Source organism: Macrococcus carouselicus (assembly GCF_004359515.1).
GTDB classification, from domain to species: domain Bacteria; phylum Bacillota; class Bacilli; order Staphylococcales; family Staphylococcaceae; genus Macrococcus; species Macrococcus carouselicus.
In genome coordinates this window covers 473,292-498,190 of the sequence record NZ_SCWD01000001.1, presented here as the reverse complement: position 1 = coordinate 498,190, position 24,899 = coordinate 473,292, and the positions used below count along the sequence as shown (strand labels likewise).

The following is a 24,899-nucleotide window of genomic DNA, read 5'->3' as shown; positions in this document are numbered from 1 at the left end:
ATAAATTAGTAGGTTATTTCTTTTTATATTTTTTCTCATCTTCTCGTGTCTTAACATTATGACAAGCTTTACAAAGAATCTGGATATTATTAATGTCCAACCTTTTATCCCAGAAAAATTCGGTCGGAAGAATATGATCGGCTACCTCACCAACTTGAATAATCCCTTGTCGTTTACAACTAACGCAACAATAATCATCTCTAATCAATGCTCGTTTCCTTAACTTTCTCCATTGACTACTTGAATAAAAATTTACATATTCCTTGTTATATTTATATCTGTCACGATTATATATGTCACTTGTCTTATCATTTTGATGATTACTACAATAATCTAAATGCTTCTCTATATACTCTCTACATCCAGCTTTACTACATTTCTTGTATAATGCCATTTTTAACGCTCCTATTACATACTGTACATACTTTATCAACCTTCAGATTCAGCTCACCTTTTTCTTGATAACAAAGAAGACAGTAAGTTTTACACTCACTGCCTTTGCTGTCTTCCATATATTTAGCTTTCTGTTCTCTCATTAACTTCTTATCTTCCGATTCTTTTGCAATCAGTTCTCCATGCGTATTCAGATTGAACGCTTTAGCATTACTATCTTTCAGTCCAGCATATGTTGATTCAGTATAACCTTCCCAAATTTGTTTAGCTGGTGTAATCTCCATATCCTTAAATGCTTCTAAATGTTCAACTATATTACTTTTAATCAGTCTGATAACACGATGACTCAATAAGTCTTTACCTTTTACAGCTCTTACTACTTCCTTTTTCTCATCTAAGCTAAGATTAGCAGTAATAACGACTTCAAACTCTTCTCTGCTATCATAATATTGAGTAACATATCGACTCATAGCAACCTGTCTTTCATTTGCTGAAGTCCATTCTGTATCATCTGCTAATCGAATATACTCTTCAAATATACTTCTCGTAGTCTCTCTATTCTTTGTATTAAATCCACATTTGTTATTAGTACCAAATTCTTCTTCATACTTTTTAGTGACACGTCTTTTTACATTATTCTTGAATTTATTGAAGTCAGATTTACTAATATCAGCTTGCTCATACATTTCAGCTTTTTCTGCTCTACTTTGATTACTATTATCGTAAAGTGGTGTGTAAATATTCTTCAAGCTATCATACTTATCTAATTGTTTCTGAGTCAGTACATCTTCTTTATTCTCTAAAAAGTACTGAAGAAAATGATTGTATGTAGCTTGTCTTCCACTTTTAAATAATTGATTCTCTTCGTTCAAACTATCAACTAGCTCACTCTTATGACCTTCTTCATTCTGTACTAAACTATTAACACTAGCGTACTCTATTTCAATCGTTTTAACTATTGCTTTATTATTATCATCAGTACCAATCATAACTCTCTTAGCATGAGGATTGACTTCAACAATCACATAACGTTCAATGTGATCTCTAATATACTTCATTCTCGTGTTATACAATATATCATCAGCTAATAGCTCATCTAATGCTTCTAGCTTATCAAGTTGATAACATGCTTCAACAAACAGCATACTAAATACTTGAATGAAGTCTTCTGGATAGTCCATCTTAAAAGCATACTTCTTTTTTAACTTTAAATAAAACTTAGCTAAACTTGCTCTTCTATCTTTGCTATTTCTATCTTCTTTTAATAATTTTTCACCTTTCAGCTCCAGTACACCAGCTACTGATTCTTCCCCTGTCTTGCCAGCTTTGAAAGGTTTCTTCACTATTTCAAAATGATATTCAACTAATTCTTCAATATTTTTATGATTTGTATTCAATGTTATTCCGTCCTTATATTTTATTTTTTATTTTTAAGTATTTAATTTAGTATTATTAAATCAACCTATATTTTGGTATGTTTTGTTATTCAAAAGATTACTCATCACATTACTGCGTACACCATATTCTTTTGCTAACTCTGCTTGAGTATAATCTCCTGTCGCATATTTAGCTCTAACTTCTAATGCTTGCTCAATTGTTAATAATCTATTAATGTTCACAAGCTTATCTGTCAGTCCATTCTCATGTGCAAATTTCATGTTCCCTGTGGCGTCTGTCCAGCGTAAATTTCTGTAATCATTATTTTTTCTACATTCAAAAGCTTCTTCAGATGTTTCAGCATAGTTAGCACTAATATGATCGACCACATTAAATTTTTCAGGATTTGTATTAAGTACGAACTTCTCAGCAACCATGCGGTGAATTTCAATCGGCTTGTTATCAATCGTAATTCTGTAATATCCTGACTTTTTATGCAGCGTTAATGCTCGTTTCTTTACTCTTCCTGTACCTCGATGATGACTATATACAGCTCCATACATTGTGATATAAATATCAGTCATCTTTGCTCGATGATAGATAGTTGCTTCATTTCTGCTTACTAACATTTCTAATTCTTTCTGTGCTTGTGATTTGATTTCTGTATTGTTTTTCATAATTAATTACCGTCCTTAAATTTATTTTTATATTTGTACTTAATAATTGATAAATCATGTGTCTAATGTTATAATAGTATTAAATAATAATGGCGTAAGTATGATGTTCTTTATAAGTTATACTCAAAAAATTATAAGCAGACGTTTTATAATCTGCTCAGTATGTATAGATTAATTTGTAGCTATTTTATTTATATTAACGCTAACTCGATACTTATCAAGCAACATTACTTCTGCTAATCTTTTACCGAATTCTAAGTATTCTTCTTGCAATTTTATGATCTTCATCTTGTTGAATTCATGATTTAATTTCAATAATTCAATCGCTTCTTGACTTCCAAATGCTGTTGATTCATTAAATTTTAACTCTTCAATATTACTCAAATTATTTAAACACTTCTTTTCAAACCACTTGACTAGATGTTCTAACCTCAAATCATTATACTTGTTGACTACTTCTTCTACTCCTTGCTCATAAACTTGTTTAACATCTTTATGCTTGTCTAAATATCTGTTTAACTCTTTATTAGTGAAGAATCTATTAATAGTACTTGTCTCGAAAGTATAATCATAATAATTCGTTTCACCTTTTTCATTTACTAACCCTTCTACTTTTAATTTATTGGATGTTAATTGAACACTTGTGAATCTATTAACTTTTTGTTCGTGTTCTTTCATTAATTCAATTTCTTTTTTAACGTCCAATTTCAAAGCTGTTAAGTTTGATTTTTCAGTTGAATCTAATTTAAATATTTGATTCTTATTTTTCTTCAACTCTTGTTGTTCAATTTCATATCTTTCATCAGAACTCAAATCAGCTAACCATTTTTCTTTTTCTTCTTTATAGTATTGTTCTAATTCTTGCTCTTCCTTAGTTAACTTTTTCTTTTTTTCAGTCTTAGCTTTAATCACAGCGTATGTGTAACCTTTATGATGTTCTATCAACTTATGTTTATCTAAACGATCTAAAACACCAGATAATCTTGCTGCTACTGTATCAATTGAGTAAAACATCTCACTAACCTTAGCTAAAATTTCATCGTCTGATAATTGTCTTTTAATTAATTCACCATCAAAATCAATCACTTCAATCATTGTATCCACATTTTTTCTTACAGCTTTAAGAATTGTATATTCGTTACCATTGTACTTTAATGTATTATAATTCTTAATTTGATTCTCGTTAACTAATCCAAAATGCTCAACCCATTTGTTGATTGTTTTTTCTTCAGCGGGTAACAAGTTGTATTCTAGACTCAATAACACTAATGCTTCTAAGTGAGCTGTAAAATCGCTGAGTGGTTGTCCATTTTTGTTTTCAATTCTAACCAACGGTTGCCCATCTGGATTATGTAACTTACCTATTTTATATAATAACTGCTTTTTATTCTTTGGATTCTTATACTCTTCAACACTCTCAAAAAATTGATAATAAGTTGTCCAAATAGAAGCTCTGATGTTTGTATTAACTTTTTTATTTAATACTACTTTCGTTTCATATGTATGATTATCGAACACTCTACAAATTTCATTAAAAGTGACATCCTTTTGACCTTCTAACTCTTTTACCTTTTCTATATCTACTAGTACTTCTCTACGTTTGATTTTAATAATTACAATTGTCATATAAAAACTCCTTATATTTTAATGTTTTTAATAGGGTACAAAGTTGGCTTTATTAATAATATATATATAACTATAAAACCAACTTCGTACCCTATTGCATATCTTCCTTATATTTTAATGTTTTAATTCCCACCCCCCTTCTACCTAATAAAACCTTTTTAAATATAGATATTATTAGGTAAACTAGGGGTGGGAATCATTTTTTCCTTATATCGTTAGATTTGTTCGCAAAGACCGCTCACAAACTAACTCTGCATTTCAACTTCCAGCAAGCTGTCAGTTTCAATGAAAAATTTTTATTTGTTTTCTTGATGAACAATGAGCGTCCTTTGCTCACTTGTGAATCAATAAGAGGTGCAACAAAGCGTTCTTTGCTTTGCTTGTGCCGATATTCTTATAATTTGCTAGTATGTATTTGTTGACTCTAAATAAACGTCATATTTGTGACAGTTTTGTGAACTTTTAAAACTACTTCTCATTTCTTCTAGTTGAACTAACATCTCGTTTGAAATACTTTCTACTTTATTCATTTCTTGCTTCATTCTCTCAAATGATTCTAATGCTTTATTTGTCATTTCATATTTTTTACTTTTCATTTAGAACAACTCCTGTTTTATTTTGTGTGATTTCTTAAAAACTTTTCAATTTTCTTTAATGTAGCATCTCCAACATTACGATCACCTCGATACCAATCAGCAAACATTGTATAGTTAATTGATATCTCCTTTGCAATAACTTTCAGTGATGGACTAAAGTTGTCTTTAATAAATTGATTCATCTGCTTTCTAACTGCTGCATTGTAATCTAATTTAATCATTCTGAATCTCCTTTCTGAAATTTATATATCTTTTGTTATGCTTGATATGTAAGTACTCCTTTACACTTTTATAATTCAAAAAAAAGAAGCACATATAACAGTGCTTCAAATGAAAAATAAAATATAAGGAGGTTTTGTAAATATGAAATCGAAAAACAAATTATAAAAATGAAGGAAAGAAATAACCTACTCATATACTATATGAATGTGAGTAGTCCTTTTTTTGATGTAAAAGCGATATTTTATATCCTTCTAAATAGATTACGGATGAAGGACTTAAAAATCAAAGAGTTTTTAAAATATCATTGTTTTTTAATATACTTTCTATGTTATCTTCTTCATAATAAGGAATTCTTACTAAAGGAATTTGGTTGTTTAAACAATAATTATTTTTAATTTCATCTCTATACTGTCTTATTTTTAATTCATCTTGCCCACCAAAAAAACCAACTTCTTGAAAGTGTTGTATTCCATCATATTCAATCAATAAAATTAATTCTTTATTTTTATTAAAAATAGCAAAATCAAATTTCAACCTCTTGTTAGTTTTTGGGGGTCTTAAAATACCAATAGATTGCACATTTTATTTATTTCGACATACAAGGTGTCTCATATAGAATTGCATTTTTAACCTTTGAAATACCAACAAAAGTGCGGATTTAACTATTTTCACATTTTCTACATTAAGTTGTTCTATATAGATTACGGTTTAACCAAAGGAATTATTGAATACTCGACCAAAATACACTTATTTTTCCGATTGGCATGCTTTACAAATGGAACGCAATCCATCTTTACTACTGGAATTCTTTCTAAAATATCTATCATCCACAGCTAATTTAACTTCTCCACACTTACTACATTTTAACGCTTCTAATTAGATTGTCGAAACAAGTGATAATATTCAAATCATTTTTAAAATATTATTATTAAAAAAAGATCCCTCATATTAATTGTGAGTGAAATAGCTATCAGTTTGCGAGACTGCATTAACACCCATACGAGCCACATCCTTCGCTAAAAATAGTGGCTCTTCAAATGTGCTTTAAGTTAGAGCTTACGTATGTATCGCCCGAAGCCTTGAAGCTCAACGGTTTACGGTCTTCATTATCAATTAATTGGTTAATAGCTCTGTTGGAATCTTTGTATCCTAAAATGTCAGCTACATCTTTGGCAACTGTTCGCCAACTTTTGAGTCCTTATATTCATTCTCAAAAATTAATGCACTCACATTTGAGGATATTAAAATTTGTGCTTGATATTACTAGAGAACGCAAATCTGCGTTTTCTAAATTTTTAAAACAAAAAATCATATAGATCATCTGATTACATCTGATTATTAATCTGTATTTACGCAATAGACTGTACAGAACGAACGCTAATTATAAATGTGAAGAATGAGTCATCTGAACAAAAGTTGTTCTGAAATGTGATATTACTGTGTTGCTATGAGTGATAGAATTGATTTTAATCTTCTATCAACTTTAAGATTGCTATAGAACATATCTTTATCCCCTTTTCTCATTCAGATATTCTTCACCAGCTTCAGTTAATTTAAATTTTTTTAATGATCCATTTTGAAATAGCACAGATTTATCATCACTATTCTTAATGATGAATCCACATTCTAAAAGCAGCTTAATAACTTTTCTTGTTTCATTATCTTTAAGATTATAATCTCTAGGATTGATATTATTCTTGATACAATTTAAAATGATGAGTTTGTTGTCGTTGTTCATTATTTTTTCAATTTCAAAATATAAATGTCAGTAGAATTATTAGATACAACTCCATAAGATACAATATTACTTACCATACTATCATTGAAGGCTTTAAGTATATCTGCAACAATAATTTCATCATTAATATTCTTCTGATAAAGTTCATTCAATGTTTCAAAATCATCAGATAAGTACAATAAGTTTTTATTTCTATTAAAGTAATCTCTTAATTGATTAACAGTATAAGAACTATTTAGTTTTAATTCATATGTAGTATCATCTTGTGAAAACATAATCTCTATCCCCTTTGTAATCGAAATTATAATATAACTAAATTATATTAATAATTACAATCATAGACAACTTTTATACTATACTCATAACAGCATATTTCTTTTCTCACATTATTCAGCATATTTCAATATATAAGAAAACCCTTGATAACATTGAGATTATCAAGAGTTTTGTATAGTAATAAATTTTCCGACATCGAGTGCCTGGTCAAGCGTGATGAGACTGCCGCTTCTCTTTTTCGATTCTATAACAAGAACACCCTGCGCAAGTCCGCTGATCAGTCTGTTCCGTTCAGGAAACTGCCAGGACTTCGGGCCTGCATAGGGCGGATATTCGCTGACGACAAGCTGATGCGTCTCCATATGTCGTCTGAGTAAGGCCGTCTCCTCCGGGTAATGGTGCAGATGACCGAAGCCGAGGACACCGATTGTTGAACCCCCGTGCTTCATAGCAGCGAGATGTGCATCTGCATCAGTCCCCTTTGCCAGGCCGCTGACAACGGTTAAGTCTGGAACGAGTTCTGGCATAAGGCGCTCAAGGACAGCAGTCGTATAGCTGGTGCGTTCGCGCCCCCCCACCACAGCAAGAGCCGGCTGCTTAAACAGCCGGCTGTCACCCCGGTAGAAGAGAACAAAAGGGAAATCATATATTTCTTTGAGTAATGCAGGATAGTCTTCCTCATCATAGAACATTGTTTTAATGAGATCTCTTTCCAGGTTATATCTGATCTGACTGCTATCGATGTCCTTCAGTCGATTCAGCTTGGTATTCAGACTATTATGCTGCTTATCACGTAAGAGCATCTCGTATTTGGCCGATACAAAATCAAAACAGCCGAACTGTCTGTAATACTGATGCAGCTGTCTGGTGGAGAAACCGGCGAATATCAGTTTTAAGATCTGTTCTTTCATTATCATCACCTCTATCTCATCATAAAGCGCATTTATGAAATAGAATTGGATATTCTGTAAGTTTTCAGCTTGACAATGTAAATATATCGTAGAAATATCTCAGTTTTAAATCTCTTTATACCAAAAAAAGGTAGACCGCAGTCTACCTTAAAATCCGTTACTTCACTGTCAGACATTTCTCGTATAGTCCGTCTTCCTCTTTGATCCGTTCCACTAATGTAGAACCGATATCAGAAGGTGTCGCAGCCGTTTTGATGCCTGCAGCGTTCATCGCTTTGATTTTCTCCGCAGCCGTTCCTTTACCACCGGAGATAATTGCACCCGCATGGCCCATACGCTTGCCTGGAGGGGCAGTCTGTCCGCCGATAAAGCCGACAACAGGCTTCGTCATGTTCGCTTTCACCCATTCAGCCGCTTCTTCTTCAGCTGTACCACCGATTTCACCGATCATAACTACTGCTAAAGTTTCAGGATCATTATTGAATGCTTCCAGACAGTCGATGAAGTCAGTACCATTGACCGGGTCCCCGCCGATACCGACAGCTGTTGTCTGACCAATACCGAGCTGAGTCAGCTGATGAACCGCTTCGTAAGTCAATGTGCCGGAACGTGATACGACGCCGACATGCCCTTTTTTATGGATGTAGCCCGGCATGATGCCGATCTTACATTCGTCAGCAGTGATGACACCTGGACAGTTAGGTCCGACGAGACGTGTCTTCTTGCCTTTCATATAGCGTTTCACTTTGACCATATCAAGCACAGGAATATGCTCAGTGATACAGATCGCAAGGTCCAGTTCAGCATCGACACATTCTACGATCGCATCAGCTGCAAAAGGTGCCGGCACATAGATAACTGACACAGTAGCGCCTGTCGCCTGAACCGCTTCTTCCACTGTATTGAAGACAGGAACGCCTTCGACTTCCATGCCACCTTTACCAGGTGTCACACCGGCAACAATCTGTGTGCCGTATTCAATCATCTGTTTTGTATGGAAAAGAGCTGTTGAGCCCGTGATTCCCTGTACTAATACTTTCGTATCTTTATCAATAAATACTCCCACGAATTTCTCCCCGCTTCCTATTTAGCTTGTTTGACTAATTCAACGATTTTCTGAGCGCCTTCAGCCATCGTTCCTGCTGGCGTGATGGCTAATCCAGAATTACCTAAGATCTCTTTACCCTGGTCGACGTTCGTACCTTCTAAACGTACAACGAGCGGAATCGTCAGTTCAAGTTCTTTCGCAGCTGCAACGACACCTTCAGCGATTACGTCACATTTCATGATGCCGCCGAAAATATTGACGAAGATCCCTTCAACTTTGTCATCGCCTAAGATGATCTTGAACGCTTCTGTTACTTTCTCTTTCGTTGCACCGCCCCCTACGTCCAGGAAGTTCGCGGGATTGCCGCCGAAGTGGTTGATGGTATCCATCGTTGCCATCGCAAGACCTGCTCCGTTGACCATACAGCCGATATTGCCGTCAAGCGCGATATAAGCAAGGTCATATTTAGAAGCTTCGATCTCTTTTGGATCTTCTTCTTCCAAGTCGCGCAGTTCAACGATATCTTTATGACGGAATAATGCGTTCGCATCAAAGTTGATTTTCGCATCAAGTGCTAATACATCGCCAGCACCTGTAGTGACAAGCGGGTTGATCTCAATGATAGAAGCATCTTTCTGGATAAAGACATCATACAGACCCATCATGATTTTAACGGCTTTGTTCACGGATTCTTTCGGGATGTTGATATTGAACGCAAGACGCCTTGCCTGGAATGGCATCAAGCCGGTCACAGGGTCAATGACTTCTTTGAAGATTTTCTCAGGATTTGATTCCGCTACTTCCTCAATTTCAGTACCGCCTTCTTCAGACCCCATTAAGACAACTGAATCTGTCGCGCGGTCAAGTACGAAGCCGAGGTAGTATTCCTTCTGAATATCGCAGCCTTCTTCGATGAGTAGACGCTTCACTTCTTTCCCTTCAGGACCTGTCTGATGAGTCACCAGAATTTTCCCTAGAAGTTCTTCAGCGTAAGCTTTAACTTCATCCAAGTTTTTAGCAATTTTAACACCGCCGGCCTTACCACGGCCTCCGGCATGAATCTGTGCCTTGACGACATAGACGCCTTCTTTGAGCCCCTTTGCCACTTCTACTGCTTCTTCAGGTGTATAAGCAACTGAACCATCAGGTACAGCTACACCCATTGAGCGAAAAATTTCTTTTCCTTGATACTCATGGATATTCATTTTCCATCCTCCTAAATTACGGGTTAAATTCTGCTTACGGTTCAATTATAGGAAATGTAAGCGTTATTGTAAACGAAAATTGTTATACATTTCTGATAATGGACTTCACCGGCTCAAAAGTCCGGCGGTGAATCGGTGTGATGCCGTGTGCTTCCAGTCCCTCAAGATGTTTCTTCGTTCCGTAACCGGCATTCTGCTTAAAGTCATAGCCCGGATACTTCTGATCATACTCTGCCATGAGCCGGTCCCGATATTCTTTTGCGAGTATACTGGCAGCACCGATGGAAACGCTGCGCATATCGCCCTTGATGATGGCTTCTTCAATCAGTCCGGTATTCAGCGTCATCGCATCGATCAAGAGCACGGTCGGCTTTACTGTCAGTCCCTGCACCGCTCTTAACATCGCACGTTTTGACGCCTCATATATATTGATAGCATCAATCTCTTCGACCGTCGCCACGCCGATAGAATAATCGCGTACCCGTTCAAGCAGCAGCGCCTCCAGACTCTGCCGCTTCTTGGCTGACAGTTTCTTTGAATCGGTCAGACCCGGATAATAATGGTCTTCTTCCAGAATGACTGCACAGGCGACAACAGGACCGGCAAGCGGTCCACGCCCCACTTCGTCGATCCCGCATATGACTTCTCCCGGATAACGTATTTCGAATTCAGAAGCGACAAGATAATTCTCTTTCAGCTTCGCTTCCAGTTCCAGCTGCCTGAGTCGGGCGGCCACCATTTTCTGGGCACCCGTTCTGGCATCTCCGCCGAAGTCGAGCCTGATATCTTCAGCATCAGTATACGTCTCAAGAAGAGACTTCAGCTCACTCAGCTTCATCTGTAGATTCAAGCTCCTTGACTCTGTCGAATGTATAGCGGCCGACCTTAGCATTACGGATTTCTCTGACCACGAGTTCCACAACGGATTCATAGTCGATTTCGTTCCCCTTATTCTTCATGCCGCGGCTCATACCGATCGCGTCGAAGATATCAATATAGGGGCTGTCCGCTTCCACCTGGATATTGTAATGCTTGTTCAGTGTCTCAAGCTCATACTGCTGAATAAACTCAAGACCGTATATCGCCACTTCATCAAGATGAATGATGCTGTCCTTGATGGCACCGGTCAGACTCAGTTTCTTGCCGACGACCTGGTCCTCGAATTTCGGCCAGAGAATCCCCGGTGTATCCAGCAGTTCAAGTGTCTTGCCGACCTTGATCCACTGCTGTTTTTTGGTCACACCCGGTGTATTACCTGTCTTGGCGATTGATTTCTTCGCTAAGCGATTGATCAGCGTGGATTTGCCGACGTTCGGAATCCCGACGATCATCGCGCGGATGGCTCTTGGACGGAGTCCTTTCGCGGCAAGTCGTTCGAACTTCTCCTTCGTCACTGCTTCCGCTGCCTTGACCACCATATTCAGGTTCTTGCCATTTTTCGCATCCAGCATAACGGGATAGACGCCTTCTGCCTCGAAGTGCTGCAGCCACTTCTTCGTCTCTCCCGGATCTGCCATATCCATCTTGTTCAGCAGCACGACGCGGGGTTTATCCTTGATGATATCACTGATCATCGGATTGCTCGATGAATAAGGAATTCGTGCGTCCAGCAGCTCAAACACACAGTCCACCATCTTCAGCTGCTCTGTTACTTCTCTTCTTGCTTTGGCCATATGGCCGGGGAACCATTGTATCGTCATTCTGTTTACCTTCTTTCATTATTCTTTTATTGTTTCGTGTTATGATTATGAATGGTACTATATTCAGCATTCAAAGGAGTCAACATGAAATTATCACTTATCATTCCTATATATAATGAAGAAAAAAATATCAGTCGTCTTCATCATTCTATCACACAAATCATGACAGAAAATCATTATGATTATGAGCTGATTCTGATCAATGACGGCTCAAGTGACCGTTCCATCCAGATGATTGAAGCGCTCAGTAAACAGGACGCACATATCCGTTATGTCTCATTCTCCCGTAACTTCGGCAAGGAGTCAGCGATGCTTGCCGGCCTTAAATCTGCACGGGGGGAGGCAGCCATCATTCTGGATGCGGACCTTCAGCATCCGCCTGAACTGATTCCGCAGTTTGTTGAGGCTTACTACGAGGGTTACGATCAGGTAGTCGCCCGTCGCGACCGGGACGGTGAAAATATGATACGGAAAATTCCGAGTCAGCTTTTTTACAGGCTCATCAACCGGGCAGTCGATGTCGAACTGGTCGACGGTGAAGGCGACTTCAGACTGATCTCGAGAGTCGTCATCGATTCCATCCTCTCTCTTGATGAATATAACCGCTTCTCAAAAGGGATATTTGACTGGGTCGGCTACAGCAAGAAGACCATTCCCTTCAAGAATGTGCAGCGGAAGGCGGGCCAGTCTTCCTTCAACTTCCTGTCGCTGCTCGACTATGCCATCGACGGTATCTTAAGCTATAACAATAAGCCGCTCCGTGTCTGCTTCTATTTCGGCGCGCTGACCTTATTCATCTGTCTGCTCTATATACTGACGACACTCATCCAGATCATCTTTCAAGGTATCGACGAACCGGGTTATTTCACTATCATCTCGTCCATCCTCTTTTTAGGGGGCGTGCAGTTATTCAGCCTGGGCGTCATCGGTGAATACATCGGCCGCATCTACTACGAAAGCAAGAGACGTCCGCACTTCATCGTTGAGCAGACGAATGTGGAGGGACTGAAGCATGACTAAACTGTTCAGTTCTCCGTTCATCCGCTTTGTCATCGTCGGTGTCATCAACACAATCAACTATTATATCATGTATCTGCTGCTGCTGAACATCGCACCCTACATGGTCAGTCATATCACTGCATTCCTATGGTCTTTTATCTGTTCCTACTATTTAAACTGTTATTTCGTCTATCACGTCAAACCGAAGATTTCAACGTTTCTGAAATTTCCGCTCACCCAGGTCATCAACATGGGGCTGCAGACGTTGCTGCTCATGCTGTTTGTCAGGATAGGCATCAATGAGCAGCTGGCCCCCTTTCCGGCGCTGCTCATCACGGTGCCCATTACATATGTGATCGCCAAATATATTTTTGTCGAGGAGAACCATGAAAAATCATAAAAAATTATTCTATCCCCTCATCTTTATATTGCTCGCTGCGCTCGGTCATAGTTTCTATATTTACCGCTTTATGAAGGATGGTACCCTCTTCACAGGACCGAACGACGGTCTTGAACAGATGCTGCCCTTCCAGCTGTTCCTATACGAAAAATGGTCGCATGGTCAGTTCTTCTATGATATGAACTTCGGCCTTGGCGGTGATTACTATACCGATCTCGCCTACTATTATTCAACATCCGTCGTCTTTTATGTGAATATGGTAGCGGTCTGGTGGCTGAACCTGCTGTTTCATTTTAAGACAGATACCATCCAGTTCTGGGCAGTCAACGCCTTCTATATCTCCATCGCCAAGTCAGCTGTCGCGATGTATATCACCTATCGCTATCTGACTTATCTGAAGGTGAAGCGGATTCCGGCGATGCTCGGTGCCTTTTTGTTCCTGACATCAGCCATCTATTTCCGCTTTACGCTTTACTGGTCGTTCTTCTCGGATGTCTTTATCTTCCTGCCGCTGCTGCTGCTCGGTATAGAGAAGTACATTCAGGATAAGAAAAAAATCTGGTTCATTTCTGCTGTCACCTTATCACTTATCAACAACTTTTATTTCGCCTATTACCAGATGCTTTTCGGCGTCATCTATTTCGTGCTCCGTATGGCCTTTCGTTCTGAGTCTGACCGTGCAGCAAGAAAGGAACAGTGGCAGGCCTTTTTGACGATGACGCTCCTCGGGACCGGCATATCATTCTTCAGTTTCTTCTACGGGGTCAAAGGATTCATGGAGAATGACCGCGCCCCTTATGAAGATAGTATGAAGCTCTTCAATACGTTTGATCAGCATGCCAATATCTTCTATGATAATTATCTGGTGATTGTCCTGTATATCACCCTGCAGGCACTCTTCACCTTTAAATTCTATCAACAGTATTTCTACCGTTTCTTTGCCCTGATGACCATCGCTCTGATCTACTTGAGCTTCATGCCGTTCATCGACTCGGTCTTCAATGGTTTCTCAGCACCACAGAAACGCTGGCATTATCTGCTGACGTTCTTCTCAAGCGGGCTGATTGCGATGTACATCACCAGATTCAGACAGATCTCTATTCAGAATTACCTGTATTCACTGCTTCCAGGCTTTATTATCGTCGGCTTAAGCTATCGTTATATCGACAAAAAGGTCGAGTGGATCTGGTATCTGCCGCTCATCGCTCTGATCGGACTGCTTGTCCTGCTGACTAAGAACAGACCGCTTCATCAGTATTTCTATTATGCACAGATTGCTGCCATCCTGCTGCTCAACTGGCATGTCGTCAAGGAACATAATCTTTACGATAACTATAACCCCGGGATAGAAGAACGTGCGAAGATGTCCTATATAGAATCGAGTGTCTATAATTCAGAACTCCAGCAGCAGATCATCGATGAACTGAAGAAGAAACTGAAACCCGGCGAACGGATCGACTGGCGCGTCCTTGAACAGGACAATACACCGCTCTATCAGAACTTTCCGGGTGTGAGTCTGTATTCCAGTATCTTTGACGGCTCGCTGATTGATTTCTATTACAATGACCTGATGATCAATCTGAAGGAGGAATCCATCAGCCGGTATTCCACCTTCCAGTCAAGAAGCAATCTGGAGTCACTCTTCAATGTGCGTTACCTGGTCAGAAAAGATTACCAGACTGATATTCCGGCGAATTTCAGACTGATTGACTCAAAAGGCAAGTACCGCATCTATGAGAACATGCTGCCGCTTCCCGTGGCAAAAGTCACCGATACCCTCTATCAGAAGAAGGACCTGCTGAATCCACTGCAGCGTGAACAGGCGATGATCACGGGGATGGTCACGGAGCGTCATCAGCCGACCGCACAGGTGCCGCAGGTTCAGAACCTTCTGCCTGACAGCCAGATCATCGCCTCAGGTGCCGAATTTGAGCAGCACAATGACACATTAGTCGTCAACCCACCGAGCGGCGGTGTCATCATCAATCTGCCAGAAGAGGCGCTTAGTCAATATAATGATTTTTACGTTGAGCTTCATGCTGAGCTGATCTCACAGGAAAGCAACATTCAGATCAATGTCAACGGCTACGCCAATAACAGATTGTTCAGATCCAGTAAGTACCGGACACATCAGGATGACTTGCTCTACCGGGTCGCTAAACCCAAGAACGGCAAAATCCTCATCGGACTGACCCAGGGCACCTACCGCTTCAAGATCAAAGGCATCTACGGTGAAGACCACCAGACACTGAGAGAGGCAGCCCGCCAAAACGACATTAGATTCTCGGAAGACGGCAACCGGATGACCGTCAGGCTCAGTGACAACCAGGCCGGCTACCTGGTCACGCCGATTATCTATCGCGATGGACTCACTGCTAAGGTAGATGGTCAGAAGGCAGAAGTGGAACGCGGCAACTACCTGATGGCCGCCGTTAAAGTGCCGGCAGGCGCTGAAGAAGTGCAGTTCAAATATATGCCGCCTTACTTCTATCCGGTCACTGCGATATCCATCCTGTCTCTCTTATTGACAATTATTTACCTAAAACCTGTGAAAAGGAAGCATAGAAAATGAAACTAAAAACATGGGCGACCTGTCTGTTACTTGCACTTGCTGCTCATAGTGTCGTCATCTACAGATTCATCACACAAGGCATCCTTTTCTCCGGCAAAGGAGACAGCCTCGCGCAGATGGTCCCTTTCCAGCTCTATTTATATGAACAGTTCTCGAAATTCAACTTCTTCTATGATATGGGTTTCGGCATCGGAGGCGATTTCTTCAGAAGTCTCGCCTACTACTATTCCACCTCACCGATTGCCTATGTTAATTTCGGTATCATCTATATTCTTGACCTGTTCGTGCCGCTGAACACGGGCAGTCCGGATTTCTGGTTCGTCAATCAGTTCATCGTCTCATTCTTCAAGCTGACGGCGATTCTGTATGTGACGTACCGCTTATTCCGGCTGCTTGGCATCAATCAGTATGCCAGTATGGCAAGTGCATTTCTGTACGGCTATTCGACGGTCTATTTCTTTTTCACATTCACATGGAGTTTCTTCAGTGACGTCATGTTCTACTTGCCGCTCACGATACTCGGGATGGAACGTTTCTTCTCGGAAAGAAAGATCGGTATCTTCATCCTGGGAATCGCCCTGACGCTACACTCGAACTTTTATTTCAGCTACTATCAGTTCATCTTCGTGCTGTTCTACTTTATTTACCGCACTGTTTATCCGAAGAAGAGTGACGTGGTGGGATGGCAGACAAAACTATGGGTAATCGTATCAGCTGCAGTGATCAGCTTACTCATCAGTGCAGTCGGTTTCTCTACAGGTGTCACCAGTTATCTGCTGAATGACCGGACGCTCCCGCCGCTCAAGCTGAAGCCGTTCATTGATTTTATCAGCCATTATAACCTCTTCTATGACGGCTACTATATCGTTATACCATTTGTTGCGGTGATGGCACTTTTTACGTTCAAGCTATACAGAAACTATACCTTCAGACTGTTCGCCGTCATTACCTGGCTCTTCATGGCGGGTTCATTGTCCCCCTTATTTGATAGTTTCTTCAACGGCTTCTCTGTCGATCAGAGACGCTGGGTCTATATGCTCGCATTCTCTGCGGCCGGTCTGATCGCGGTCTACCTGCATCATCTGAAGAACCTGACCTTGAAGGATATCGTCATTTCCTTGCTACCTGTCTCAATCATCTATAGCCTGTCGGTTATCGGCAGTGGCAAATCGCTCACCTGGCTGATCTTCATTCCGGTTGTAGCTGTTATTATCATGCTTTATGTATACAGACCACAAGTGATCACTTTTCAGTTCCTCACTGTGACGGTTGTCATCATGAATCTCTATTTTGTTTATGACTACATCCGTGAACAGATGGATACACTCCACCCCTTCTATGAACATGACCTGGCATTTGTCCAGTCGGATAAATATAACAGTGAGACGCAGCGGTCAATCATCAAGAATATCACAATAGAATCACCTGCAGCCCGGATTGACTGGCAGACTTCGGCCACACATAACACACCGCTTTATCAGCATTTCAACGGCATCAAGCTTTACTCAAGTATCTTTGACAAAGATATCTATCAGTTCTATGATAAGGAACTGAATATCACGATGGACACAGACAGCAACAGTATCTACTACCGGCTGGGTGAACGGGCGAATCTCTATAGTCTCTTTAATGTCAACCATTCCATCCGGACCGATAATATCGCGACACTGCCCTATGGTTTTGAACTGACCGATCAGAGACAGGGCAAGGAGAAACGCTACTCTGTCTACCGCAATACCCATGAACTGCCGCTGGTCAGAGTCACGGATAAAGTGTTCAATCCACAAGAGCTGAAAACACCGATTGACCGCGAGCACGCGATGCTTGAGGGTGTTGTGCTGGACAGTCCATCCAACTCAAAAGTGACGCCAGCTGAAAATCTCCTGCCTCAGACTACGATGTCACTGAATAATGCGACATATGACGGTCAACAGCTCATCGTCAGTCAGGATCAGGGCGGCATCACCTATCGTCTCCCTAAACGTCTGGCTGACCGCTATAAAGATTTATATGTGGATTTAAGTATCGAACTGAAAACGCCGAGCCGCTATCATTACGTCTGGATCAATGAGATCTATCAGTCCCGGAAACCGCTCGATGATGACTACCGCCGTTTCAATCCGACTATCACGTTGCGGATCAAAGCGAGTGATTTGATTCAGCTGAAGCTTATGTCGGGTACTTATACGTATCACATCAACGGCATCTACGGTGAAGATTATACGACACTTGAATCAGCTACACAGCAGCAGAAGCATCAGCTGACTCAGGCAGGTGGTAAACTCGTCGCGACACTGAGTCCGCATGATACAGGTTACGCTGTAATCCCGACGCCTTATTTAAACGGGATGTCTGCTAAAGTGGACGGCAAGAAAGCTGAAGTTTCTGAAGGCAACTACTTAATGACCGCTGTCAAAGTAGACAAAAATGCCAGAAAAATAGAACTCACCTACACACCGCCCTACTTCCATCTGATGCAGCTCATCAGCCTTATCGGTTTAGCCACCGCTATCTGGTATATACAAAAAGTGAGCCGCGGAAAACGCAGTACCGTCACTAATCAAGAAGAAATCGACACCATTGCACCGCCTGCGGAATAGAAAAATCCCGTTATATCTCAAAAGATATAACGGGATTTTTTAAACTGCCTCGTCAAACTGGCTGTCATATAAGCCTTTATAGAAGCCGTCCTGCTTCAGCAGTTCATCATGTGTACCCTGCTCGATGATGTCCCCGTTCTTCATGACGAGTATCAGGTCCGCATTCCGGATAGTTGAGAGACGGTGCGCGATGACAAAGCTGGTCCGTCCTTCCATCAGCTTATCCATCGCTTTCTGGATCAGGACTTCCGTCCGGGTGTCGACGTTACTTGTTGCCTCGTCGAGAATCAGAATCTTAGGGTCCGAGAGAATCGCTCGGGCAATGGTCAATAATTGTTTCTGACCTTGTGAGACATTGCTCGTCTCCTCATTTAAGATCATGTCGTACGCATGCGGCCATGTCCTGATGAAGTGATCGACCTGCGCGTCACGTGCTGCCTGCTCTACTTCTAAATCTGTGGCGTCCAGTTTCCCGTAGCGGATGTTTTCACGAATCGTGCCGTTGAATAGCCATGTATCCTGCAGGACAATGCCGAACAGTTTACGCAGCTCATCTCGTTTAAAGTCCTGGATATTGATGCCATCTATTTTAATCGCACCGCTGTTCACATCATAAAAACGCATCAAGAGCTTGACGATGGTTGATTTTCCGGCGCCTGTCGGCCCGACAATGGCGACTTTCTGCCCCGGTTTCACGTGTGTTGAAAAATCATTGATGATTGTTTTATCTGCGTTATAACCGAAGTACACGCCTTCAAAGTCAACTGCCCCTTCGATATAGACATGATCTCTGTCTACATCTGTCCGGCTATCAACGACTGATAATGCATGCTCATCATCTTTCACTTCTTCTGGCCCATCGATAATCGCAAAGACCCGTTCTGTCGCAGCTGCAGTCAGCTGTAGCGTATTACTGATACTCGCAATCTGAGAGATCGGCTGATTGAACTGACGGATATACTGGATAAAGGCCTGGATACCGCCGACAGTCATCGTCCCTTTGACCGCAAAGTAGCCGCCGAGTATACAGATGACGACATAAGTAATATTTCCGATAAACATCGTAATCGGCATGATCAGACTGGACAGGAAGTTCGCTTTCCAGGCTGATTTGTAAAGCGTATCATTGTATGCCTCAAATGTGCTGCCTGATTCTGTCTCGCGGTTGAATGCTTTAATCACGGTATGATTGCCAAGCATTTCCTCAACATGCCCATTGACCAGTCCGAGTGACTCCTGCTGATTCTTAAAATGAATCTGTGAATTCTTCATAATCATGACAACTGCAATCATCGACAGCGGCAGTGTCAACAGGGCAACCAGAGTCAGCTGCCAGCTGATGGTGAACATCATAATAGAGATACCGACCAGCATCGTGATGGACGTAATAATCTGCGCTAGACTTTGATTTAACGTCTGGCTGATAGTATCGATGTCATTGGTAATACGACTCAAGACATCACCTTGTGAAGTTTTATCATAGAATCTCAGCGGCAGCTTATGGAGTTTCTTATTGATATCCTCTCTTAAAGAATAGGTTATTTTAGCGGTGACACCAGACATAACATATCCTTGCAGATAATTGAAGAGTGCACTGACCAGATAAAATACTGTCAGTAAAAGTAAGACGCGCTCTATCTCACCGAAATCAATCCTGCCGGTGCCGTTTGTCTGAGCGATGACGCCTTTAAAGAGGATATCAATTCCGTTACCGAGAATCTTCGGTCCAAAAATCATAAAGACTGTTGAGACCATCGCTAAAACAATCACCAGCAGAATCATCAGACGATAGGTGGCGATATAGCTGAAGAGTCGCATAAGCGCTTGCTTCATATTAGTCGGTTTGTCCTGTTTCATGCCAGCTCCTCCTCAGATAATTGTGATGATGCAATCTCAAAATATTCCTCGTTTGTTCTCAGCAGTTCATCGTGTGTCCCTCTGCCAACCACTTCGCCTTTATCCAGAACAATGATCTGTTCAGCCCCCATGATAGATGTGACACGCTGGCCGATCACAATAATCGTCTTCCTTTTATGCTGATTAAAGAGGGCCAGTCTGAGCTGTTTCTCTGTTCTTGCATCCAGTGCGCTGAAACTGTCATCAAAGATCAGAACTTCAGCATCACGGAGTACGGCACGTGCGATGGCGAGACGCTGCTTCTGACCACCGGATAAGTTACTGCCGTTCTGTGAGATTTCTGTATCAAGTCCGTCCATCTGTGCAATAAATTCCGTTGCCTGAGCGATCTCAAGCGCTTCAAGCATCTCTTCATCAGTGGCGTCTTCTTTACCGACCCGTAGATTAGAACGAACAGTGCCTTTCAGGAGTGCTGCTTTCTGCGGAACAAGTGCAATACGATCTCGCAGGCTCTGCAGCTTGACATCCCTGACATTGACGCCGTCTAACAGCACTTCCCCGTGCGTCGTATCATAGAATCTGAGCAGCAGATTAATCAGGGTCGATTTTCCAGCGCCTGTTGAGCCGATGACCGCAGTCATCTCTCCTGGTCTTGCCACTATATCGATATCTTTCAGCGCATATTCCTTCGCGCCGTCATGCTTAAAGCTGACGTTTCTGAATTCAACCAGACCAGAGTGATTGATAAATTCTTTCGTGTTCTGGTGGTCTGCTATTGATAAATCTGTCTCCAGTATTTCCTTGATACGCCCAGCTGAGACAGCAGCACGCGGAATCAGGATAAAGGTAAATGATAACATCAGAAAAGCCATGATGATCTGTGTCGTATACTGAATAAAAGCCATCATATCACCGACCTGCATAGAAGCATCGGCAATACGGTGTGCACCTACCCAGACAATAACAAGTGAGACACCATTCATAATGAGTGTCATTACAGGCGACATGAGTGACATCACTCTACCGATAAACAGGTTAGTGTCTGTCAGATCTTTGTTGGCAACATTAAAACGTTTTTTCTCGTGCTCTCCTGTCCCGAATGCCCGGACCACCATTAAACCACTTAAAAATTCACGGGATACGAGGTTGACCTTATCCACCAGTTGCTGAATGATTTTAAACTTTGGAATGGCAAGCGCCATGATAATGCCGATAAAGGCCAGCAAAATGACAACAGCAATCACGATAATCCAGCTCATAGAGTTTGATTTGTTGATCGCCATAATGACACCGCCTGCCCCCATGATCGGTGCATAACAGATCATACGGATGCCTATCATAAAGAACTGCTGAATCTGCGTCATATCATTTGTAGAACGTGTGATCAACGAAGCTGTTGAGAAGTTATCAATCTCTTTGAATGAAAAACTTTCGATTTTTCTGAAGACGTCACGGCGCAGGTCACGCGTAAGACCGGCCGCAATTCGCGACGAGAGTAAGCTCACAAGGATCGTTGCGAGACCCCCGATCAGCGCAGCCCCGAGCATTACAAGACCCATTTTAATGATGTAAGCGGTCTGTATTTTGGTAAGATCAAGACCCAGTTCATGATAAAAAGACTGCGTCAGACTGACACCTAGCTGTTTCGTCATGATATCATTATCTGCTTGCTGGTTGCGATATGCTGCTTTTTTCGTTTCAGGCAATTGATCAAGAACTGGCTGAATCTTGTAGAGCTGAGTCACATCCAGCTTCTTCCCAGCTGGTTGCGAAGATTGTTTCTGGGATTTTGGAGCATCGCTGAGAGCATTGAACAGTCCAAGACTTGATTTGTGGAATGTGCTGTTTAAATCTTTCAGCTTACTACTTGATACATCCTGTCTGAGATAAAACTGCCCTTCTGCTTTTTTGTATGTATCTTTGTACTGATCAGCGTCGACGAGTTTGTACGAAGCTTTGACCTTTTCTTTCTGACTATCTGTCATAAAGGTCTGCATCAGTTTCATGCCGTCCTGACTGATGGCTTCTGGTGCCTCATCCGTCACACCATGCTGCTGTATACCGTTATCAACAATGTCTGACATATAGTTCGGCAGACTCAGATCACTGAATGCCTGTACAAATAGAAAGACGACGGCTAGTAAGAGCGGAAGCATGAAGGCTTTTAAATATCTGAAAATATATAGCATTTTTTCACTCCTATTCATTTCTTTTTCATTACTTGGTAAATCATATAGTGTACGTCTGGTTGAGTCAATGAACAATCCTGCCGGAAATGTTGGATAACAAAAAAAGCATCCTGAATACTCAGGATGCTTCACGCTTCTATTAGCGAATTTCTTTAATACGCGCAGCTTTACCACGTAAGCTACGTAAGTAGTAAAGTTTCGCACGACGTACTTTACCACGACGTAACACTTCGATTTTCTCGATTTTTGGCGTGTGTAACGGGAAAGTACGTTCTACACCCACACCGTAAGAGATCTTACGAACCGTGAAAGTCTCAGAGATACCGCCGCCACGACGTTTGATGACAACACCTTCAAATACCTGGATACGTTCGCGAGTTCCCTCAACGATACGTACGTGTACTTTCAATGTGTCACCAGGACGAAATGATGGTAAATCTGTACGCAATTGTTCTTTTGTAATTGCATCGATTAAAATATTATTCATGTTTTCTTCTCCTTCTTCCTATGTTCTTGAAAGGTTGTTTCAGCGGACCATAGTGATTATGTGTTTTCACACTCTTAGTATAGTATCACATATAAGTCCCTCTGACAAGAAAAAATCTTGACAGTTTAAAAACTTATTCGGTATAGCCGAGTGTCTTCAGATAGTTGATATCCGCTTCTGTCAGCGGATAACGCTCAAGCAGGTCCGGTCGTCGTTCATATGTGCGCTTCAGGCTCTCCTGATGACGCCATTCCTCGATTCTCTTGTGATTGCCGCTGAGCAGCACATCCGGCACCTGCAAGCCGTTATAATCAGCAGGTCTTGTATACTGCGGATGCTCCAGGAGTCCTGATGAGAATGAATCATCCTCATGGGACACTTCATTACCAAGCACATCAGGAATGAGCCGGACAATCGCATCGGTCATCGTCATGGCCGCAAGCTCCCCGCCTGTCAGGACAAAGTCGCCGATTGAAATCTCGTCCGTCACAAGTTCCGTACGGATCCGTTCATCATAGCCTTCGTAATGGCCGCAGATAAAGACGAGATGTTCTGCGTGCGCGAGTTCCTCAGCTTTCGCCTGATTGAACGTCGCACCTTGCGGGCACATCAGAATAACCCGTGTGTCAGGCGTCGTCTCAAGCGAGTCGATCGCATTGAAGACCGGTTCAGGCTTCAGCACCATCCCCTGGCCGCCGCCGTACGGATAATCATCCACCTGACTGTGCTTGTTATTCGAGAACACTCTGAAGTTCACGGTGTTCACCGTCACAATCCCTTTATCCTGCGAGCGCTTCATGATGGAATGATTGAGCGATTCAAACATCTCCGGAAATAGTGTCAGATAGTCGATTCTCACGATAAGAGACCATCCATCGCTTCAATCTCAATCGTCTTGTTTGCGACGTCCACTTTCTTGACGACGTCCTCGATATAGGGAATCAGATACTCCTTGTCCCCTTTGACCACCCAGACATCATTCGCACCCGTCTCAAAGATGTCTTTAACGCGCCCGAGCGGTTTACCGTCGTTAAAGACCGTACAGCCGATGATATCGTGATAGTAATATTCATTCTCCTCAAGCGGTATCGCAATTTCATCCACTTCCTGATGGACATCAGCACCCTTGAACTTCTCGACAAAGTTGATATTCTCCATGCCCTCAAACTGCAGTAGATGGAAGTTCTTATGCGTACGGTAGCTTTTTATCTTGACAGGCGTTTCAGTGCTGCCCTGCTTGATGATGACTTCATTCCCCGGCTTGAAGCGTTCCTCAGTAAAATCTGAAGCCGACAGCACGCGCACCTCACCTTTAATCCCATGCATATTGACAATCTTACCTACATTGACTGACATTTAATCGCCTCCTAATAAAAAAAGGGCACCGGCAGGCACCCTTAATCAATTTCTACAAACACTTTCTTACCTGACTCGTGCTGGCCAGCAACCGTCAGCGTACGAATCGCCTTGATCAGGCGGCCCTGCTTACCGATCACCTTACCCGCATCTTCTTTGTTGACGCTTATATGATAAGTGACACTTGAATGATGGTCTTCTTTCGATATACTGATATCTTCCGGAAAATCAACGAGTGGTTCAATAATCGTTTGTAATAATTGTTCCATCGCAATTACTTCGCGATTTTTTGGTTATGGAATTTCTCCATGATACCTTGTGCAGACAAGATATTACGTACTGTATCAGTCGGTTTCGCACCGTCAGCTAACCATTTTAAAGCTAACGCTTCGTCAACCTTGATTTCTGCTGCTGGTTTCGCAACTGGGTTGTAAGTCCCGATCGATTCGATGATACGACCATCACGTGGCGCACGAGCGTCAGCTACAACGATACGATAGAAAGGGTTTCTTTTAGAACCCATACGTGTTAAACGAATTTTAACTGCCATAATTTAATTCTCTCCTTTAGTTCTTTTCTCAAGTACTTACTATAACAGATAATAAATTCACTGTAAAGTATTTTTTCTTTACAGTTTATCATTTATTTCTGAGGTCTGTGCGATAGGGTG

Annotated in this window: 25 protein-coding genes and 1 pseudogene; 4 read left to right on the top strand and 22 right to left on the bottom strand. The window is 41.5% G+C overall.

Features of this window, described 5'->3' with window-relative positions; translation table 11 throughout:
• Positions 1-13: 13 nt before the first annotated feature.
• From ERX40_RS02465 to ylqF, 15 genes and pseudogenes are all read right to left on the bottom strand, one after another.
• Positions 14-394 carry an HNH endonuclease gene (locus tag ERX40_RS02465; RefSeq protein ID WP_133416915.1) on the bottom strand — a complete coding sequence of 127 codons (381 nt, stop codon included), beginning with the start codon at positions 392-394 and terminating at the stop codon, positions 14-16.
• Positions 372-1,790: a hypothetical protein gene (locus ERX40_RS02460; RefSeq protein ID WP_133416914.1), complete on the bottom strand. Its 1,419-nt coding sequence runs from the start codon at positions 1,788-1,790 to the stop codon at positions 372-374. The genes ERX40_RS02465 and ERX40_RS02460 overlap by 23 nt, the downstream gene beginning before the upstream one ends.
• A 60-nt stretch (positions 1,791-1,850) precedes the next feature.
• Entirely contained in the window at positions 1,851-2,447 is a 597-nt protein-coding gene (locus ERX40_RS02455) for a hypothetical protein (protein ID WP_133416913.1), read from the bottom strand.
• A 171-nt stretch (positions 2,448-2,618) separates the two neighbouring features.
• On the bottom strand, positions 2,619-4,073 hold the full coding sequence (locus ERX40_RS02450) for a hypothetical protein (RefSeq protein ID WP_133416912.1): 1,455 nt from the start codon (positions 4,071-4,073) through the stop codon (positions 2,619-2,621).
• A gap of 404 nt (positions 4,074-4,477) precedes the next feature.
• Positions 4,478-4,669, bottom strand: a complete 192-nt coding sequence (locus tag ERX40_RS02445) for a hypothetical protein (RefSeq protein ID WP_133416911.1) — start codon at positions 4,667-4,669, stop codon at positions 4,478-4,480.
• Between the two features lie 17 nt (positions 4,670-4,686).
• The gene (locus ERX40_RS02440; protein WP_133416910.1) at positions 4,687-4,890 is read right to left on the bottom strand and encodes a hypothetical protein; all 204 of its coding nucleotides are present in this window, start codon (positions 4,888-4,890) and stop codon (positions 4,687-4,689) included.
• Between the two features lie 283 nt (positions 4,891-5,173).
• A complete protein-coding gene (locus ERX40_RS02435) occupies positions 5,174-5,470 on the bottom strand; it encodes a DUF2726 domain-containing protein (protein WP_133416909.1) in 297 nt (98 codons plus the stop codon).
• Between the two features lie 454 nt (positions 5,471-5,924).
• Positions 5,925-6,059: pseudogene (locus ERX40_RS11620) on the bottom strand (hypothetical protein); the annotation flags it as partial.
• Positions 6,060-6,398: 339 nt separating this feature from the next.
• Positions 6,399-6,629 (bottom strand): hypothetical protein, encoded by a 231-nt coding sequence (locus ERX40_RS11170; RefSeq protein ID WP_165980628.1) that lies wholly within the window; start codon positions 6,627-6,629, stop codon positions 6,399-6,401.
• Positions 6,629-6,904 (bottom strand): hypothetical protein, encoded by a 276-nt coding sequence (locus ERX40_RS02425; protein WP_133416908.1) that lies wholly within the window; start codon positions 6,902-6,904, stop codon positions 6,629-6,631. The genes ERX40_RS11170 and ERX40_RS02425 overlap by 1 nt, the downstream gene beginning before the upstream one ends.
• A gap of 162 nt (positions 6,905-7,066) precedes the next feature.
• Positions 7,067-7,816, bottom strand: coding sequence for a DNA-processing protein DprA (locus ERX40_RS02420; RefSeq protein ID WP_165980627.1), 750 nt, complete (start codon positions 7,814-7,816; stop codon positions 7,067-7,069).
• Positions 7,817-7,973: 157 nt separating this feature from the next.
• Positions 7,974-8,882: a succinate--CoA ligase subunit alpha gene (gene sucD / locus ERX40_RS02415; protein WP_133416906.1), complete on the bottom strand. Its 909-nt coding sequence runs from the start codon at positions 8,880-8,882 to the stop codon at positions 7,974-7,976.
• Between the two features lie 17 nt (positions 8,883-8,899).
• Positions 8,900-10,069, bottom strand: coding sequence for an ADP-forming succinate--CoA ligase subunit beta (sucC, locus tag ERX40_RS02410; RefSeq protein ID WP_133416905.1), 1,170 nt, complete (start codon positions 10,067-10,069; stop codon positions 8,900-8,902).
• Between the two features lie 82 nt (positions 10,070-10,151).
• A complete protein-coding gene (locus tag ERX40_RS02405) occupies positions 10,152-10,907 on the bottom strand; it encodes a ribonuclease HII (RefSeq protein WP_208001641.1) in 756 nt (251 codons plus the stop codon).
• Complete coding sequence (ylqF, locus tag ERX40_RS02400) at positions 10,894-11,769, bottom strand: ribosome biogenesis GTPase YlqF (RefSeq protein WP_133416903.1); 876 nt, start codon at positions 11,767-11,769, stop codon at positions 10,894-10,896. Before ylqF ends, ERX40_RS02405 begins: the two co-directional genes overlap by 14 nt.
• An 84-nt stretch (positions 11,770-11,853) precedes the next feature.
• Here ylqF and ERX40_RS02395 point away from each other — a divergent pair, with 84 nt between their 5' ends.
• From ERX40_RS02395 to ERX40_RS02380, 4 genes are read left to right on the top strand one after another with little or no spacing between them, the layout of a single operon-like run.
• Positions 11,854-12,789: a glycosyltransferase family 2 protein gene (locus tag ERX40_RS02395; protein ID WP_133416902.1), complete on the top strand. Its 936-nt coding sequence runs from the start codon at positions 11,854-11,856 to the stop codon at positions 12,787-12,789.
• Positions 12,782-13,168 carry a GtrA family protein gene (locus ERX40_RS02390; protein ID WP_133416901.1) on the top strand — a complete coding sequence of 129 codons (387 nt, stop codon included), beginning with the start codon at positions 12,782-12,784 and terminating at the stop codon, positions 13,166-13,168. Before ERX40_RS02395 ends, ERX40_RS02390 begins: the two co-directional genes overlap by 8 nt.
• Positions 13,155-15,740, top strand: coding sequence for a YfhO family protein (locus ERX40_RS02385; protein WP_133416900.1), 2,586 nt, complete (start codon positions 13,155-13,157; stop codon positions 15,738-15,740). Before ERX40_RS02390 ends, ERX40_RS02385 begins: the two co-directional genes overlap by 14 nt.
• Complete coding sequence (locus ERX40_RS02380; RefSeq protein WP_133416899.1) at positions 15,737-18,340, top strand: YfhO family protein; 2,604 nt, start codon at positions 15,737-15,739, stop codon at positions 18,338-18,340. The genes ERX40_RS02385 and ERX40_RS02380 overlap by 4 nt, the downstream gene beginning before the upstream one ends.
• A gap of 39 nt (positions 18,341-18,379) precedes the next feature.
• Here the strand turns inward: ERX40_RS02380 and ERX40_RS02375 are convergent, their stop codons facing one another.
• From ERX40_RS02375 to rpsP, 7 genes are all read right to left on the bottom strand, one after another.
• Positions 18,380-20,197, bottom strand: coding sequence for an ABC transporter ATP-binding protein (locus ERX40_RS02375; protein WP_133416898.1), 1,818 nt, complete (start codon positions 20,195-20,197; stop codon positions 18,380-18,382).
• Positions 20,194-22,386, bottom strand: a complete 2,193-nt coding sequence (locus ERX40_RS02370; protein WP_133416897.1) for an ABC transporter ATP-binding protein — start codon at positions 22,384-22,386, stop codon at positions 20,194-20,196. The genes ERX40_RS02375 and ERX40_RS02370 overlap by 4 nt, the downstream gene beginning before the upstream one ends.
• Positions 22,387-22,525: 139 nt before the next feature.
• Positions 22,526-22,873: a 50S ribosomal protein L19 gene (gene rplS / locus ERX40_RS02365; RefSeq protein WP_133416896.1), complete on the bottom strand. Its 348-nt coding sequence runs from the start codon at positions 22,871-22,873 to the stop codon at positions 22,526-22,528.
• Between the two features lie 133 nt (positions 22,874-23,006).
• Positions 23,007-23,732, bottom strand: coding sequence for a tRNA (guanosine(37)-N1)-methyltransferase TrmD (gene trmD / locus ERX40_RS02360; protein ID WP_133416895.1), 726 nt, complete (start codon positions 23,730-23,732; stop codon positions 23,007-23,009).
• Positions 23,729-24,229, bottom strand: coding sequence for a ribosome maturation factor RimM (gene rimM / locus ERX40_RS02355; RefSeq protein WP_133416894.1), 501 nt, complete (start codon positions 24,227-24,229; stop codon positions 23,729-23,731). The genes trmD and rimM overlap by 4 nt, the downstream gene beginning before the upstream one ends.
• Before the next feature lie 41 nt (positions 24,230-24,270).
• Complete coding sequence (locus tag ERX40_RS02350; RefSeq protein WP_133416893.1) at positions 24,271-24,498, bottom strand: KH domain-containing protein; 228 nt, start codon at positions 24,496-24,498, stop codon at positions 24,271-24,273.
• Positions 24,499-24,503: 5 nt separating this feature from the next.
• A complete protein-coding gene (rpsP, locus tag ERX40_RS02345) occupies positions 24,504-24,779 on the bottom strand; it encodes a 30S ribosomal protein S16 (RefSeq protein WP_133416892.1) in 276 nt (91 codons plus the stop codon).
• Between the last annotated feature and the right edge of the window lie 120 nt (positions 24,780-24,899).